The organism is Alkalihalophilus lindianensis (assembly GCF_032843265.1).
Lineage (GTDB): Bacteria > Bacillota > Bacilli > Bacillales > Bacillaceae_D > Alkalihalophilus > Alkalihalophilus lindianensis.
Window position 1 is genome coordinate 103,117 of the sequence record NZ_JAWJBA010000003.1, and the last position, 16,732, is coordinate 119,848.

14 protein-coding genes are annotated in these 16,732 nt (G+C 39.3%); all 14 read left to right on the top strand.

Features of this window, described 5'->3' with window-relative positions:
* The first annotated feature begins 7 nt into the window (after positions 1 to 7).
* The 14 genes from RYX56_RS10625 to uvrC all read left to right on the top strand — a co-directional run bounded on the left by RYX56_RS10625 (position 8) and on the right by uvrC (position 16,704).
* Complete coding sequence (locus tag RYX56_RS10625; protein ID WP_317122036.1) at positions 8 to 1,426, top strand: phospholipase D family protein; 1,419 nt, start codon at positions 8 to 10, stop codon at positions 1,424 to 1,426.
* Positions 1,427 to 1,609: 183 nt separating this feature from the next.
* On the top strand, positions 1,610 to 1,888 hold the full coding sequence (gene zapA, locus RYX56_RS10630) for a cell division protein ZapA (protein ID WP_317122037.1): 279 nt from the start codon (positions 1,610 to 1,612) through the stop codon (positions 1,886 to 1,888).
* Between the two features lies 1 nt (position 1,889).
* Positions 1,890 to 2,435, top strand: coding sequence for a CvpA family protein (locus RYX56_RS10635; RefSeq protein ID WP_317122038.1), 546 nt, complete (start codon positions 1,890 to 1,892; stop codon positions 2,433 to 2,435).
* 123 nt (positions 2,436 to 2,558) lie between these two features.
* Entirely contained in the window at positions 2,559 to 4,271 is a 1,713-nt protein-coding gene (gene polX / locus RYX56_RS10640) for a DNA polymerase/3'-5' exonuclease PolX (protein ID WP_317122376.1), read from the top strand.
* Between the two features lie 37 nt (positions 4,272 to 4,308).
* Entirely contained in the window at positions 4,309 to 6,675 is a 2,367-nt protein-coding gene (locus RYX56_RS10645; RefSeq protein ID WP_317122039.1) for an endonuclease MutS2, read from the top strand.
* Between the two features lie 14 nt (positions 6,676 to 6,689).
* Positions 6,690 to 7,103 (top strand): DUF350 domain-containing protein, encoded by a 414-nt coding sequence (locus RYX56_RS10650; protein ID WP_317122040.1) that lies wholly within the window; start codon positions 6,690 to 6,692, stop codon positions 7,101 to 7,103.
* Between the two features lie 293 nt (positions 7,104 to 7,396).
* Positions 7,397 to 9,100, top strand: coding sequence for a long-chain-fatty-acid--CoA ligase (locus RYX56_RS10655; RefSeq protein ID WP_317122377.1), 1,704 nt, complete (start codon positions 7,397 to 7,399; stop codon positions 9,098 to 9,100).
* Between the two features lie 206 nt (positions 9,101 to 9,306).
* A complete protein-coding gene (locus RYX56_RS10660; protein ID WP_317122041.1) occupies positions 9,307 to 11,016 on the top strand; it encodes a long-chain-fatty-acid--CoA ligase in 1,710 nt (569 codons plus the stop codon).
* A gap of 100 nt (positions 11,017 to 11,116) precedes the next feature.
* The gene (fadR, locus tag RYX56_RS10665) at positions 11,117 to 11,704 is read left to right on the top strand and encodes a fatty acid metabolism transcriptional regulator FadR (protein ID WP_317122042.1); all 588 of its coding nucleotides are present in this window, start codon (positions 11,117 to 11,119) and stop codon (positions 11,702 to 11,704) included.
* Positions 11,705 to 11,724: 20 nt separating this feature from the next.
* Positions 11,725 to 12,498 carry an enoyl-CoA hydratase gene (locus RYX56_RS10670; protein WP_317122378.1) on the top strand — a complete coding sequence of 258 codons (774 nt, stop codon included), beginning with the start codon at positions 11,725 to 11,727 and terminating at the stop codon, positions 12,496 to 12,498.
* Positions 12,499 to 12,526: 28 nt separating this feature from the next.
* Positions 12,527 to 13,297, top strand: coding sequence for an electron transfer flavoprotein subunit beta/FixA family protein (locus RYX56_RS10675; RefSeq protein WP_317122043.1), 771 nt, complete (start codon positions 12,527 to 12,529; stop codon positions 13,295 to 13,297).
* Positions 13,298 to 13,311: 14 nt separating this feature from the next.
* Positions 13,312 to 14,289, top strand: a complete 978-nt coding sequence (locus RYX56_RS10680) for an electron transfer flavoprotein subunit alpha/FixB family protein (RefSeq protein ID WP_317122044.1) — start codon at positions 13,312 to 13,314, stop codon at positions 14,287 to 14,289.
* 192 nt (positions 14,290 to 14,481) lie between these two features.
* Positions 14,482 to 14,796 (top strand): thioredoxin, encoded by a 315-nt coding sequence (trxA, locus tag RYX56_RS10685; protein ID WP_317122045.1) that lies wholly within the window; start codon positions 14,482 to 14,484, stop codon positions 14,794 to 14,796.
* 132 nt (positions 14,797 to 14,928) lie between these two features.
* The gene (gene uvrC, locus RYX56_RS10690) at positions 14,929 to 16,704 is read left to right on the top strand and encodes an excinuclease ABC subunit UvrC (protein WP_317122046.1); all 1,776 of its coding nucleotides are present in this window, start codon (positions 14,929 to 14,931) and stop codon (positions 16,702 to 16,704) included.
* Positions 16,705 to 16,732 lie beyond the last annotated feature (28 nt).

The following is a 16,732-nucleotide window of genomic DNA, read 5'->3' on the forward strand; positions in this document are numbered from 1 at the left end:
AGAGGGAGTGGCTTCACTGAAAAAGCGCTATGTACTAATCGCTATTTTATTCATATTAATTATCGTTACAATATACGGGATTTATCGTCCACTTCCAGAAGGGGTTTCTTATGAAAGTGAATCCTACTATGTAGAGAATGTTGATTTCTTATATGACTTAACCTACCTAGACCTAGAAGAAGACGTTCTTCAAATGGAACAGCAAATATTCTCAGCTATTGAAGATGCGATAGTAGAAGCAGAGGAATTTATTATATTTGATATGTTCTTATATAATGACTTCTATGATCCTGAGCTCGACTTTCCCCCGCTTAGTCAACATATGACCGATGTATTAATTGAGAAGAAAGAAACAAATCCTGAAGTTGAGATGCTTGTTTTATCTGATGAAATTAATACAACCTATGGGTCTCATCGGTCTCAACACTTCGAACAATTAAAAGACGCTGGTATTGATGTAGTTGTTGTAGATGTGACAAAGTTACGTGATTCAAATCCTTTATATTCTGGAATTTGGCGTACCTTTATCCAGTGGTTTGGTCAATCAGGTAATGGTTGGTTACCAAATGCCTTTAGTCCAGAAGCGCCAGATGTCACGCTGCGTTCTTATTTGAAATTATTTAATGTGAAAGCGAATCACCGCAAAGTAGTGGCAACTGAACGAACAGCGATTGTGTCTTCTGCTAATCCACATGATGCTAGTGCTCATCATTCTAATATTGCGTTTCAGGTGAACGGACCAATTATTGATGAGCTGGTCTATACAGAGCATGCAGCGAGTGAGTTCTCTAACGGCCCCACTCTCACAAATGCGGAAGCTCTCCCTGTGGAAGAAGGGGATGTAGAGGTAAGGGTGCTGACCGAAGGAAGAATATATGAACGAACACTTGAGATGATTGATGAGACAGTATCTGGTGAGGAACTATGGATTGGTATGTTTTATTTATCAGATCGAGATATCATTAATTCCCTGATTGACGCTGCTAATCGTGGAGCTCAGATTCGTCTAGTATTAGACCCTAATGAAAATGCTTTTGGCCAGGAGAAGGTAGGATTGCCCAATCGCCCTGTTGCAGCAGAACTGTTAGAAGAGGCACCTATTGAAGTGAGATGGTACGACACGATTGGTGAACAATTTCACCCTAAGCTCATCGCGAGAGTCAGTGAGGATCACACGACTGTTATTGGTGGATCTGCCAACTTTACAAGTCGCAACTTGCGTGATTATAATCTCGAAACGAATGTGTGGGTAGAAGCACCAAATGGGCACTCTTTCTCCCAAGACATCTCCTCCTATTTTGAAACAATATGGGCTAACGAAGAAGGTCACTTTACTGTGCCATACGAAGAGTATAGAGATGAGACAACATGGCTGACTAGGTTTTTATATCGATTACAGAAGTTGACAGGATTAACGACGTATTAATTTAGCGAAAATACTGACCACCACCGTTAGATAGGTGGTGGTTTTCATCGCGATTTTTCTTTTTTTTCCAACGGTTTGAACAGAAATATTTCCAACAACCGTGCTTCATGTTATGATTAACAAAGGATTTTGTCGGCTCTTAGTGTTTTAGAGCGAAGATTGTGGAGATAGGAGGCTTCTTTTGTGTCTAAGAAAAATCAAAAACAGCGGACAACTGTTTCAATCTATGGTCAAAATTATACGGTTGTCGGTCAAGAATCTCCGGCACATATAAAAGAAGTGGCGCAAGAGGTTGACCAAAAAATGCGAGAAATAAAAAAGAGAAACCCTTATTTAGATACAACACGTCTAGCAGTGTTAACAGCTGTTAATATAGTGGATGAATATAAAAAGTTACAGTTGAAACTTGAACAAGGCGTGACTAGCAACGTAGAATCAAACCGTACGACAGGAGACGAATAATATGTTAAGTTTGCTTTTACTTCTACTCTTATTTATGAGCTTCTTTATAGGACGTAGACGTGGATTTATATTGCAGTTGATTCATTTAGTAGGCTTTATCGTCGCATTGTATGTGGCATATAAATATTATCAAGATGTTGCTGCCTACATACAATTGTGGATTCCATATCCTCAATTCTCATCTGATAGTACTGTGGGAATGATTATTAATTCCTTTAACGGAGAAAGTGTTTATTACTCTGGAATTGCTTTTGCTTTATTATTTTTCGGAACGAAAATCCTCTTACACATCGTAGGATCGATGTTAGATTTTGTTGCGCATCTACCAATCTTGCGCTCTATCAATCGATTGCTCGGGGGGATCTTTTGTTTTATTGAAACCTATTTAATTTTATTCATTTTACTTTATGTTGGAGCGTTATTGCCAGTTGAGCTTGTTCAAGATCAGTTGCAGCGATCAATCGTTGCCCAAACAATGATGAATTACACTCCATTCTTATCTGACTGGATTCGTGATCTGTGGGTTAAAAATAATTTAGGGTCATAATGAAGGGGAAAGGTCTAACCATGTAAAGGTTAGACCTTTCTTCATGATTGGGTCCTTTTCTTGATTTTAACTACTAGAAATCGGTATGATGGTGGGTAGGAGAAAGGATCGGTGAATAGGATGATGAACAAAAAAGAGGTTATTAAAACTCTAGAGACGATTGCGATTTACTTTGAAATTAAAGGTGAGAATCCTTTTAAGATATCAGCTTATAGAAAAGCGGCTCAAGCATTAGAGTCAGATGAGCGTACAATTGACGAAATAGAAGATCCTGCAAAATTAAATGGGATAGGAAAGGGCACAGCAGAAGTCATTAATGAACTTAAATCAACTGGGGAATCGACTTTATTACGTGAACTTGCAGAGGATGTGCCTCCTGGATTAATTCCGCTATTAAAAGTGCAAGGTTTAGGTGGGAAAAAGATTGGAAAATTATATCAAGAGCTTGGTGTGGTAGATGCGACTACATTAAAGCAGGCTTGTGAGGATAAAAAGGTACAGACATTAGCTGGTTTTGGCAAGAAAACAGAAGAGAAGATTCTTGCGGCATTAGAAGACGCAATGACTCGTCCTGATAGGCTTGCTCTGCCTTTAGTGCTACCTGTTGCTACATGGATAGAAGGTCAGCTTGCATCGATGACAGATATTGAAAACTTCCAACGAGCAGGAAGCATACGCCGCTTGCGTGAAACCGTCAAAGATCTTGATTTCATTATTGCAACCAATCAACCAAGCAAAGTAAAAGATCAATTAATCGCGATGTCTGATGATGGAAAGATTATTGCAAGTGGGGAAACAAAAGTATCACTTGAAATTGAACAGGAATTTCCAATCTCTGTAGACTTTCGATTAGTTAAGCCTGAGGAATTCGCTACAACCCTTCACCATTTTACTGGTTCGAAAAATCACAACGTAAAAATGCGTCAGTTAGCAAAGAAACGTGGAGAGAAGATCAGTGAGTATGGTGTTGAAAATAGTGAAACGGGCGAATTAAAAACATTTAAAGATGAGAAAGAGTTTTTTGCTCATTTCGGCCTTGCATTTATTCCTCCAGAGGCCAGGGAAGATCAAGGAGAAGTTGAGTACTACGCGAACGAAGAGGATTTTGTTAAGCTAGAGAATGTGTATGGTGATTTGCACATGCATACAACATGGAGTGACGGTGCACATTCGATCGAGGATATGGTGGAAGCAGCAAGAGCAAAAGGCTATGAGTACATTGCCATCACTGATCATTCTAAATACTTAAAAGTAGCTAACGGGTTAACAGAAGAACGATTAAAGGCTCAGCATAAAAAAATTCGTGAATTGAATGAGAAATATGAAGACTTTACTATTTTTACGGGAATTGAAATGGATATCCTTCCAGATGGAACGCTCGATTACGACGATTCGATTTTGGAAGAAGTAGACTTTGTGATTGCGTCTATTCATTCTTCTTTTTCACAAAAACAAGAAGTGATTATGGAACGGTTAAAAACTGCTTTATCGAATCATCATGTTGATCTAATTGCTCATCCTACAGGTAGAGTACTTGGTAGAAGAGACGGCTATGACGTCGATGTTGAAGCATTAATACGGTTAGCAAAAGAAACAAATACAGCTCTTGAATTAAATGCTAATCCCAATAGACTGGACTTATCAGCAGAATGGCTAAAGAAAGCTGCTGAACAAGGAGTAACGATTTCAATTAATACGGATGCCCACCATATAGAAGGATTAAACGATATGAAATTTGGTGTATCACAAGCAAGAAGAGCCATGCTAAAAAAAGAGAACATTCTTAACATGTGGACATGCAAGGACGTACAATCATTTTTAAATCGTCACCACTAGAGTTTGAGGTGGGCGGTTAAATAAAGGAGTAAACGATATGGACCGGGTATTACGAGTATTAGAATATAGTAAAATGAAACAGCAGCTGCAAGAACATGTTGCTTCTTCTCTAGGAAGACGGCTTGTTGATTCCCTACATCCTCACACGGAACTTGAAGATGTTGTTCGTATGCAAAAAGAAACTTCAGAAGGCACAACTGTACTTCGTTTGAAGGGTCATGTGCCTCTTGGAGGGATCTTTGATGTGACAGCTCACGCTAAAAGAGCACAAATTGGTGGGGCGCTTGCATCAAGTGAATTAATCGAAATCGCAAGCACGATTTATGGAGGGCGACAATTAAAAAAATTTATTGAAGCCATGGTAGAAGAGGAAGAAATAGAACTGCCATTATTGTATGAGTACACAGGTCAAATAGAGCCTTTAACGGATATAGAACGAGCGATTAAGCAATGTATCGATGATAATGGCCATGTGTTAGATTCAGCGAGCGCAACATTACGTACGATCCGTCAACAAGTAAGAAGCTTCGAGTCAGCAGTACGTTCTAAACTAGAGAGCATCACCCGTTCTTCAAATACACAAAAAATGCTTTCCGATGCGATCGTGACAATTCGTAATGATCGTTTTGTGATTCCAGTCAAACAAGAGTACCGTAGTGCATTTGGAGGAATTGTACATGATCAGTCGGCTTCAGGTGCGACTTTATTTATTGAGCCACAAGCAATAGTGACAATCAATAATCAATTACGTGAAGCAAAGGTGAAAGAAGCACATGAGGTCGAACGTATTTTAGCTGAACTTTCAGCTCTCGTTTCAGAGCATGCAGGGGTGATTTTAATTAATCTCGAACAGTTAGCTGCTCTTGATTTTATTTTCACTAAAGCTCATTATGCGAAGAGAATTAAAGCAACGGCGCCTATACTAAATGACCGCGGATATATTCAATTAAAGCGAGCAAGACATCCGTTGTTGTCAGATGAAGAAGTTGTTCCTATTGGGGTTGAGCTAGGGGATCAATATCGTTCTCTGATCATCACAGGTCCGAATACTGGTGGTAAAACGGTTACCTTGAAAACGGTTGGACTCCTTACTTTAATGGCTCAATCAGGGTTACATGTCCCAGTCGATGATGAATCTGAGATGGCTGTATTTAAGCAAGTATTTGCAGATATTGGGGATGAACAGTCCATTGAGCAAAGTTTAAGTACCTTTTCAAGTCATATGACAAACATTGTAGATATTCTAGATAAAGTTGACTTCCAAAGTCTTGTATTATTTGATGAGCTTGGTGCAGGAACGGACCCAACAGAAGGAGCAGCTTTAGCAATTTCAATATTGGATGATGTTTATAAGCGGGGCGCATGTGTGGTAGCTACAACCCACTACAGCGAATTAAAAGGATATGCCTATAATCGAGAAGGGGCAATCAATGCCAGTGTAGAATTTGATGTTGAAACCTTGCGTCCTACGTATCGTCTTCTAATTGGGATTCCAGGAAGAAGTAATGCGTTTGCTATTTCCAGGAGACTTGGTTTAGACGAGCGAATTATTGATATGGCCAAAGAACAAATTGATAGTGAGACGAATCAAATTGAAAATATGATAGCCTCTCTTGAGACAAGTCAAAAGTCAGCTGAATCCGACTGGAATGAAGCAAGCTCCATTAGAAAAGAAGCAGAGTCTCTTCGTCGTGAGTTAATGACTCAACTCGATCAATTAGAAGAAGAGAAAGAGCGTGTGTTAAAAGAGGCAGAAGAAAAAGCAACTGCTGCACTTCATTCAGCCAAAGAGGAAGCTGAATTTATTATTGGCGAACTTAGAGAAATGCAAAAAGAAGGCTTACAAGTTAAAGAACATCAGCTGATAGATGCAAAAAAGCATTTGGAAGATGCTGTGCCTAAGCTTACAGATAAGCAAAAGAAAGTGAAGAGGGAAGCTGCAAAAGCCAAAGCTAAACAAACCATACAAGTAGGCGATGATGTAAAAGTATTAAGCTTCGGACAAAAAGGTCATGTTATTGATAAAATCAATGAGAAAGAATTTAACGTACAAATTGGTATTATGAAAATGAAGGTAAAAGCAGACGATCTTCAATTACTTGATCGACCAAAGCCAGTTGAAACAAAGCCACTTGCAACTGTAAGAGGTAGCGACCATCATGTAAAACCAGAACTTGATCTTCGCGGACAACGTTATGAAGATGCGATGTTAAAAGTTGAAAAATATATCGACGATGCCCTTTTAGCAGGGTATCATCAAGTTTCAATCATCCATGGTAAAGGAACAGGTGCGCTTAGAAAAGGTGTGAAACAATTAGTAAAGCAACATCCGAGAGTCAAAACTGCACGAGATGGTGGAATGAATGAAGGCGGACTTGGTAATACCGTTATTGAATTGAAATAAATAAGGAGATCAATATGGAAGCACTTTTAGAGCTTGAAATAATGAAAACAGCAGCTTATTATAGCGTGTCATTATTAGCGCTTATTGTTTTTCTCACCATTTTTGAAACGGTGACAAAATACAAAAATTGGGAAGAAATCAAAAAAGGAAATATTGCTGTTGCCTTAGCTACAGGTGGAAAGATATTTGGAGTAGCCAATATTTTCAGACATTCGATTGAGTACTCTGATTCATTATTAATGATGCTCGGTTGGGGAGTGTTAGGATTTGCGTTACTACTATTCAGCTATTTCATATTTGAATTTCTAACCCCGAGTTTTAAAGTAGATGAAGAAATTGCTCATGATAATCGTGCAGTAGGCTTTATCGCCATGGTCATCTCTATTGGTCTCTCCTATGTGATCGGTGCAAGTATTATTAGTAGATAGGTGTAGGGGGAGAATTAGATGGAAACATTAATGAAAATTTTATATGTTTGCTGTGGTGCGTTTATTTTAGCTGGCATTATCTATATGATTTTTTTCGCTGCATCATAAGGTGAATTGGCCGTGTGAAAGGATATTCACACGGTTTTTATTTATAAGTAAGAGCGGACTAGGAAAAAAGTTCAGAAAATTATAAAAAAAAGATACAAATCTGTAAGCGATTACAATACAATGGTAGTAGAGGAGAGTGGCACACGAGAAAGGAGATCGAAGAAAGGGGTAAGGAGATGACTGTTATGATACCAGAAGACAAAATTTGGCTTAAACATTATCCAGAGGAAATTCCTCATACGATTTCATATGAGGATAAGGCGCTCCATGAATACTTAAAGCAAGCTGCTAGCCGATATGCTAAAACATCAGCTTTGCATTTTTTAGGGAAAGAGTTAACCTATGAAGAGCTTTATGATCAAGCTAAACAATTTGCTAACCAATTGCAATCTCTTGGTGTGAAAAAAGGTGACCGAGTAGCGATTATGCTTGCGAATTGCCCGCAGTCCGTCATTAGTTATTACGGTGCTTTAATGATTGGAGCAATTGTTGTTCAAACGAACCCATTATATGTTGAGAGAGAGCTAGAGCATCAGCTTGTGGATTCTGGAGCAAAGGTTATTATTTGTCTTGATTTAGTATTTCCTAGAGTGCAAGCTGTCAGAAGTAAAACAAGTTTAGAACATGTCATCGTCACCAGTATTAAAGATTACTTACCATTTCCAAAGAATCTCTTGTATCCACTTGTACAAAAAAAGAAAATGGGAATTAAAGTCGAAGTTGAGTATGATAAGAATACTTTAGCTTTTAAGGATTTTCTGGGGAAGGGCTCTACCAAAGAAGTTCAAGTCGATATAAATCCTAAAGAAGATTTGGCATTATTGCAGTATACAGGTGGGACGACTGGACCGGCTAAAGGTGTAATGCTGACGCATGCAAACCTAGTTATTAATACATCTCAATGTATGGCTTGGATGTACAAAATGCGACCAGGACAAGAAAAGATGTTAGCGGCTTTGCCTTTCTTTCATGTGTATGGAATGACTATCATTATGAACTTCTCCATTATGGGAGGTTTAACAACGGTCATCCTGCCGAAGTTTGAAGTGAAGGGTGTACTGAAGACGATTCAAAAGCAAAAAGTCACTTTGTTCCCAGGCGCGCCAACGATGTATGTCGCATTAATTAATGATCCTGATATTCAAAAATATGATCTGTCTTCCATTGAAACATGCTTAAGTGGAGCAGCTCCACTACCACTTGAAGTTCAACAGAAATTTGAAAAGCTTTCTGGAGGGAAGCTTGTTGAAGGATATGGTTTGACGGAAACGTCTCCAGTTGCCATCTCTAACCCAATTTGGGGTGAGCGGAGAACAGGAAGTATTGGAGTGCCTTGGCCTGATACAGATGCAGCTATTATTTCAGCAGAAACTGGTGAGAAGGCAGACATTGGCGAGGTTGGAGAAATTGCCATACGTGGGCCTCAAGTTATGAAAGGTTATTGGAATCGACCAGAGGAAACGGCTAAAGTATTCAAGGATGATTGGTTCCTCACTGGGGACATGGGTTACATGGATGATGACGGATACTTCTATATTGTCGATCGTAAAAAAGATATGATAATAGCTGGTGGATTTAATATTTATCCACGTGAGATTGAAGAAGTGTTATATGAGCATGACGCTATTCAAGAGGCGGTTACAATTGGGGTGGCTGATGAGTATCGAGGCGAAACAGTAAAAGCCTTTATTGTTCTAAAGCAAGGCAAGTCAGTGACCGAAGAGGAGCTAGATCAATTTTGTCGTAAACATCTTGCTGCATTTAAAGTTCCAAAGTTATATGAATTTAGAGAAGAGTTACCGAAGACTCTTGTCGGAAAAATTTTACGACGTGTCCTTGTCGAGGAAGAAAAAGAAAAACATGAAGAGAACAAAGTCAGCAATCAATAATTTTATAACTCTATGAGTAAAACCTGTCCAAAATTGGGCAGGTTTTTATTGGATGAAAATGGTTCATGTAGACATTATTCGACGATAAAGCAGGAAAATTTTAAAAAATCACAAAAATCTATTTAAAAATGAATCAATATTCATTACAATAGAAAAGAGAGAGGAAATGTTAAGTAAGAGAGGGGAGCGATGAGGAGGCCAATTTAATGTCGACATTAACCGAACATGCATGGGTTGGACGTTATCACGAGGAAATTCCGGCAAGTATTGAGTATCCTAATGTTTCACTACATGAATTAGTAGAGCAAGCTGCACATAAATACCCGAACAATACGGCATTAGAATTCATGGGGAAGTCACTTACATATAGTCAATTTGACTTAGAAGTAAGAAGACTCGCCAATCATCTTCAATCTCTAGGCTTGAAGAAGGGCGAACGCGTAGCCATTATGTTGCCAAACTGCCCACAAGGAGTCATTGCTTATTTTGCAACGTTGCTTGTAGGAGGAGTTGTTGTACAAACAAATCCTCTTTATGTAGAGCGCGAATTAGAGCATCAGTTATCTGATTCGGGTGCCAAAATCATTTTATGCTTAGATTTGCTTTATCCACGAGTAATGAAGGTGAAGAATGCGACTTCTGTTGAACATGTTATTGTAACCGCTATCAAGGATTACTTGCCTTTTCCTAAAAATTTGATCTACCCTTTTATTCAAAAGAAGAACACAAAGATGACTGTGAATGTTGAGTATTCAAGCACGATTCATCCATTTCTTTCATTTGTTACAAAAGGGAATGACAAGAGACCTGATGTAGAGATTGATCCACAGGAGGATTTAGCGTTACTACAATATACAGGTGGTACGACGGGGCTTGCTAAAGGTGTGATGTTGACTCATCGTAACCTAGTTGCGAATACAATCCAATGTCGTCATTGGATGTATAAGATGAAAGAAGGACAAGAACGTACATTAGCCGTGTTACCTTTCTTCCATGTATATGGGATGACTGTGTCTATGAATTTAACACTAATGAATGGGAATGCTCTACACATCGTTCCTCGTTTTGATCCAAAGCAAGTTTTGAAATTAATTAGCAAAAAGAAAATCACCATTTTTCCTGGTGCACCAACAATGTATATTGGGTTGATTAATCATCCTGATGTGAAAAAGTATAACCTTTCTTCCATCGAAGCGTGTATCAGTGGTTCGGCATCTCTACCAGCGGAAATCCAACAACAATTTGAAGAATTAACGGGTGGCCGTCTTGTAGAAGGTTATGGCTTAACGGAAGCTTCTCCTGTTACTCATTGTAATTTACTTTGGGGAGAACGTCGCCAATCAAGTATTGGGTTACCTTGGCCAAACACGGAAGCTGCGATTTTATCAATGGAAACTGGTGAACCAGCTAATCAAGGAGAAGTTGGAGAGCTTGCAGTCCGAGGGCCGCAGATTATGAAAGGCTATTGGAATCGTCCTGAAGACACTGCTGCAACGATGCAAGATGATTGGCTCCTAACAGGGGATATGGGCTATATGGATGAAGAAGGCTATTTCTATATAGTTGATCGTAAAAAGGATATGATCATTGCAGGTGGATTTAATATTTACCCAAGAGAAATTGAAGAAGTATTGTACAACCATGAAGACATTCAAGAAGCAGTTGCAATTGGGGTTCCTGATGAGTATCGTGGTGAAACAGTAAAAGTATTTGTCGTTTTAAAAGAAGGCAAACAACTATCTGAGAAGGAATTGAATCAATATTGTCGTAAGAATTTAGCGGCCTATAAAGTCCCAAGGCTATATGAATTCCGCGAAGACCTACCAAAAACAATTGTCGGTAAGATTTTAAAACGTGTTCTAATTGAAGAAGAAAAAGAGAAGACATCTGCATTAAATAAAGAAAGGTCTAGCTAATAACCACTGCATAAAAAAATGGTGGATTGACAGTCTAGGTTTTTTCCTCTAGAATAATAGATATGAATGAATACTCATTCATTTTAAAGGGGAGACACAAGTGGGAAAGAAAAAAGGACCTAAATACAACCAGATTATAGATGCAGCGGTAACGGTTATTGCCAAACATGGTTATCATCAAGCACAAGTTGCAAAGATTGCCCGAGAAGCAGGGGTAGCAGATGGAACAATCTATTTATACTTCAAAAATAAAGAAGCTATTTTGACTTCTCTTTTTGAAGAAAAGATGGGGCGTTTTGTCGACACGATCAGAATAAAGATTGCTACTTGTCAAACCGTTGAAGAGAAATTTCTTCTTTTAATGACGATGCACTTTGAACAATTAGAAGCAGATAAGCAGTTAGCTATCGTAACACAATTAGAGCTTCGCCAATCAAATACAGATCTTAGATTAAAAATTAATGACATCTTAAAAGGGTATTTAACTCTTATGGACGAATTAATAACTGAAGGGAAAGAAAGCGGATACTTTGATCCTGATTTAGATAACCGATTAGCGCGTCAAATGATTTTTGGAACGCTAGATGAAGTGGTGACAAATTGGGTCATGAAAGACTGCAAGTATGACCTTACAGCTTTAGCAAAGCCCTTACACCAAATGCTTTTGGGAGGGTTTTGCAAAAGGTAGATAAGAATGGAGTGGAAGATATGGAGTATATCAAGCTTGATGTGAGTGAACATATTGCGACGATTACCTTGGCTCGCCCACCAGCAAATGCCTTATCACGTGGCGTTCTATCTGAACTTGATGAAGCGTTCACTCAAATTGAACAAGATAATGACGTTCATGTTGTCTTGCTCATGGGCGAAGGAAGGTTCTTTGCAGCTGGAGCAGATATCAAAGAGTTTACAGAGGTAGAAGATGGTGCAATGTTCACCAAGTTAGCTCTTCAAGGTCAAGATCTATTTGATCGAATTGAGTCATTTAAGAAACCTGTTATCGCTGCTATTCATGGTGCAGCGCTTGGTGGAGGACTAGAGCTTGCAATGGCGTGTCATATTCGTCTAGCAACTGAAGATGCCAAACTAGGGTTACCTGAATTGCAACTTGGGCTTATACCAGGTTTTGCAGGCAGCCAACGTTTACCACAATATGTGGGGCGTGCTAAAGCGACCGAGATGCTTTTGACAAGTGATCCGATTACAGGGTCTGAGGCAAAAACATTAGGTCTTGTTAATTCGACTCATTCTGAGCAAGCGCTCATTGAAGATGCTAGAGCTCTTGCGAAAAAAATCGCAATGAAAAGCACAGTAACCACTCGCTTAACCCTTGATTTACTTCAATATAGCATTGATGAACAATACAAGGATGGCGCCAAGCGAGAGGCCGAATTATTTGGTTTAGCATTTGATTCAGAAGATGGAAAAGAAGGCATCCAGGCTTTCATTGAGAAACGAGCACCTAAATTTCAAAATAAATAAGTTTACTAATTCTAGGAGGGAATAAAGCATGAATATTTTCGTCTTAATGAAACGTACATTTGACACAGAGGAAAAAATTGCGATCTCAAACGGTCGAATTGATGAGGGTGGCGCAGAATTCATTATTAACCCATACGATGAGTATGCGATTGAAGAGGCGATTGTCCTTCGCGATGAGCACGGCGGGGAAGTAACCGTTGTCACAGTAGGAGAAGAAGAAGCAGAAAAAGAACTTCGTACCGCTCTTGCGATGGGTGCTGATAAGGCCGTATTACTTGATAGTGAAGATGTGGAGGAGCTTGATCAATTTACAACCGCTACTATGCTTGCAGCGTACTTGAAAGAACAAGAGTATGACATCATTTTAGGCGGAAATGTAGCTGTTGATGGGGGAAGCGGGCAAGTTGGACCTCGTGTAGCAGAACTATTAGATATCCCACAAGTGACAACGATTACAAAGCTTGAAGTTGCAGATGGTCAAGCAACAATCGTTCGTGATGTAGAAGGGGACGAAGAAACACTTGAAGTCTCACTACCAGTTCTTGTAACGGCTCAACAAGGTTTAAATGAGCCCCGTTACCCATCTTTACCAGGTATCATGAAAGCAAAGAAAAAGCCATTAGAAACTCTTGATTTAGATGATCTTGATTTGGAAGAAGAAGATGTGGAAGCAAAAACAACGACACTTGACATTTTCCTACCACCAGATAAGCAAGCAGGTAAACAATTAGAGGGTGACCCACAAACGCAAGTGAAGGAACTCGTTTCACTTCTAAAATCTGAAGCAAAAGTCATTTAATTGGAGGGATTATCATGGCAAAGAAAGTACTTGTAATTGGAGAAGTTCGTGACGGAGAATTACGTAACGTATCATATGAAGCGGTCGCTGCAGGGAAAGAAGTAGCAGATGGCGGAGAAGTTGTAGGGGTTCTTTTAGGAGAGGATGTAAGCGGTTTAGCTGATAGCCTAATTCACTACGGTGCTGACCGTGTGATCGTGGTCAACCATGCCGATCTAAAAACGTACACGACAGACGCATATCAACAAGCATTGCTTCAAGTTCTTGATGTAGAAAATCCAGAGGGCGTATTGCTTGGTCATACTTCCCTAGGAAAAGACGTATCGCCACGTCTGGCGATGAAGCTTGGTGCTGGACTAATTTCAGATGCGATCTCAGTTGAAATGGACGGGGGAGATGCTGTCTTCACACGTCCAATCTACTCTGGGAAAGCTTTTGAGAAAAAGAAAGTAAATGATGGGGTTTTGTTTGCGACCATTCGTCCAAACAATATCGTACCACTTGAGAAAGATGAATCAAGAAGTGGCGATGTATCTACGCTCACAGTTGATTTGAAAGATTTACGTACGGTGATTAAGGATGTTGTCCGTAAGGCAACTGGTGGCGTCGATCTTTCCGAAGCAAAAGTAATTGTAGCTGGTGGACGTGGAGTCAAAGGCAAAGAAGGCTTTGAACCGCTTCAAGAGCTAGCCGATCTATTAGGTGGGGCAGTAGGTGCTTCACGTGGTGCGTGTGATGCGGACTATTGTGACTATGCGCTCCAAATTGGTCAAACGGGAAAAGTCGTAACGCCAGATCTATATATCGCCGTTGGACTTTCAGGTGCGATTCAGCATTTAGCGGGTATGTCGAACTCTAAGGTCATTGTAGCGATTAATAAAGACCCAGAAGCACCGATCTTTGAAGTAGCTGATTACGGAATTGTCGGTGACTTATTTGAGATCATTCCGATTTTAACAGAAGAGCTAAAAAGTGCTCTAGTTTCAAACTAAAGATCAATGAAGGGGAAGCTCATGGACGCGTGAGCTTTCTTTCTTTTTTAAAAGGTTTGAAGAAAACTATTTAGGTTATCTTATTAGAAGTATGAGAATGATAAGATCAAGCAACTTATTCGCCATTCAAGATCGCAAATGGTATAATCATACTGTAAATTAATTTGTTGAGATTTAAAGGAGGCTTTTACAATGGCTATAGTAAATGTAACTGATCAAACGTTTGCAAATGAAACAAGCGAGGGAGTTGTCCTTGCAGATTTTTGGGCACCTTGGTGTGGACCTTGTAAAATGATTGCACCTGTTCTTGAAGAACTAGATGCTGAAATGGGCGACAAAGTTAAAATCGCTAAACTTGATGTTGATGAAAATCAAGAAACAGCTGGTAAATACAGTGTTATGAGTATCCCAACTCTACTTGTTTTCAAAGACGGCGAAGTAGTGGATCAAGTTGTAGGTTTCCAACCGAAGGAAGCTTTAGCAGAGCTATTAAACAAACACCTATAATTCGAACCGAGATCGCGTTCTCACTTTGAGAACGCGATTTTTTAATGGTTTTCACTTGATATTTTAAAGGTTGTCACTAACAATAGAGAGTAAGAACGTATGTTTACAGCCTATGAGAGGGGAGACGTTACAGTGAATCAATTAAAGGAAAAGCTAGCGATCTTGCCTGATCAGCCTGGCTGTTATTTAATGAAAGATCGTCAAGGTACGATTATCTATGTAGGAAAAGCAAAAGTATTAAAGAATCGTGTGAGATCCTATTTCACAGGGTCACATGACGCGAAAACTCAACGTTTAGTCAGCGAGATTGTTGACTTTGAATATATTATGACTTCTTCAAATATTGAGGCGCTCATTTTAGAGATGAATTTAATTAAAAAGCATGATCCTAAATATAATGTCATGCTAAAAGATGATAAGTCTTACCCGTACTTAAAAATTACGAATGAAGAGCATCCTCGTTTGATTACGACAAGGTCTATTAAAAAGGATGGCGGAAAATATTTTGGACCTTATCCGAATGCAGGTGCTGCAAATGAAACAAAGAAATTATTAGATCGCCTATACCCATTGCGTAAATGTCGTACGATGCCTGATAAAGTATGTTTGTATTATCATATCGGACAGTGTTTAGCTCCTTGTGTCTATACAGTCACAAAACAACAGAATCAAGAAATGGTTCAAGAGATCACAAAATTTTTGCGGTCAGGTCACGATGAGATTAAGCAAGACCTTACTGACAAAATGATGATGGCTTCTGAGGACTTAAATTTCGAAAGAGCAAAAGAGTTACGCGACCTACTTCAGCACATGGATGCGGTCATGGAAAAACAGAAGATGACGATTAACGATCATATCAATCGTGATGTGTTTGGATTTGCCTATGATAAAGGATGGATGTGTGTACAAGTATTTTTTGTGCGTCAAGGAAAATTAATTGAGCGAGATGTTTCCATTTTTCCTTTTTATAAAGAAGCAAAAGATGACCTTCTGACGTTTGTTGGGCAATTTTATCTGCAAAAGGAACACATTAAGCCTGCAGAAATATTAGTACCAGAAGATATAGACCGTGAGCTTGTTGAGCAATTATTAGAAGTTAAAACAAATCATCCTAAAAGAGGCAGAAAAAAAGAGCTGCTTGATCTTGCTAATCAAAATGCCAAAGCTGCCTTAAAGGAGAAGTTTTCATTAATCGAAAGAGATGAAGATCGCACAATAAAGGCAGTTGAAAAACTAGGTGAGGCCATGGGAATTTCGACGCCATATCGAATTGAAGCGTTTGATAATTCTAATATTCAAGGGACCGATCCTGTATCGGCAATGGTCACGTTTTTAGATGGGAAGCCTAGTCGAAAAGATTACCGCAAGTACAAGATCAAGTCAGTAAAAGGCCCGGATGATTATGGGTCGATGCGTGAAGTGATAAGAAGACGGTATTTTAGGTTATTACAAGAAGACCGCCCCCTTCCAGATTTAATTGTCATTGATGGGGGGAAGGGACAAATTGCGGCAGCACAAGAGATTATTGAAGATGAATTAGGCCTTTCTATACCTGTATGTGGGCTTGCCAAAGATGAAAAGCATCGCACTTCTCAATTATTAATGGGTGACCCGCCCTCTCTAGTCTCGCTCAAAAGAGATAGTCATGAATTTTATTTGTTGCAACGTATTCAAGATGAGGTCCACCGATTTGCGATTACGTTCCACAGGCAAACAAGATCAAAAACGTTTTTTCAGTCAGTGCTAGACGATATAGAGGGAGTAGGAGAGAAACGAAAGCGACAGCTCCTAAAGCATTTTGGTTCCGTTAAGAAAATGAAAGAGGCGAGCATGGAGGAATTGAAGATGCAAGGGATCCCGCAGAAAGTAGCGGAGGCTATTTATGAAAAATTACATGAAGGTCAATAAATTACTTCTTGCAGGAGTGATCTTCATC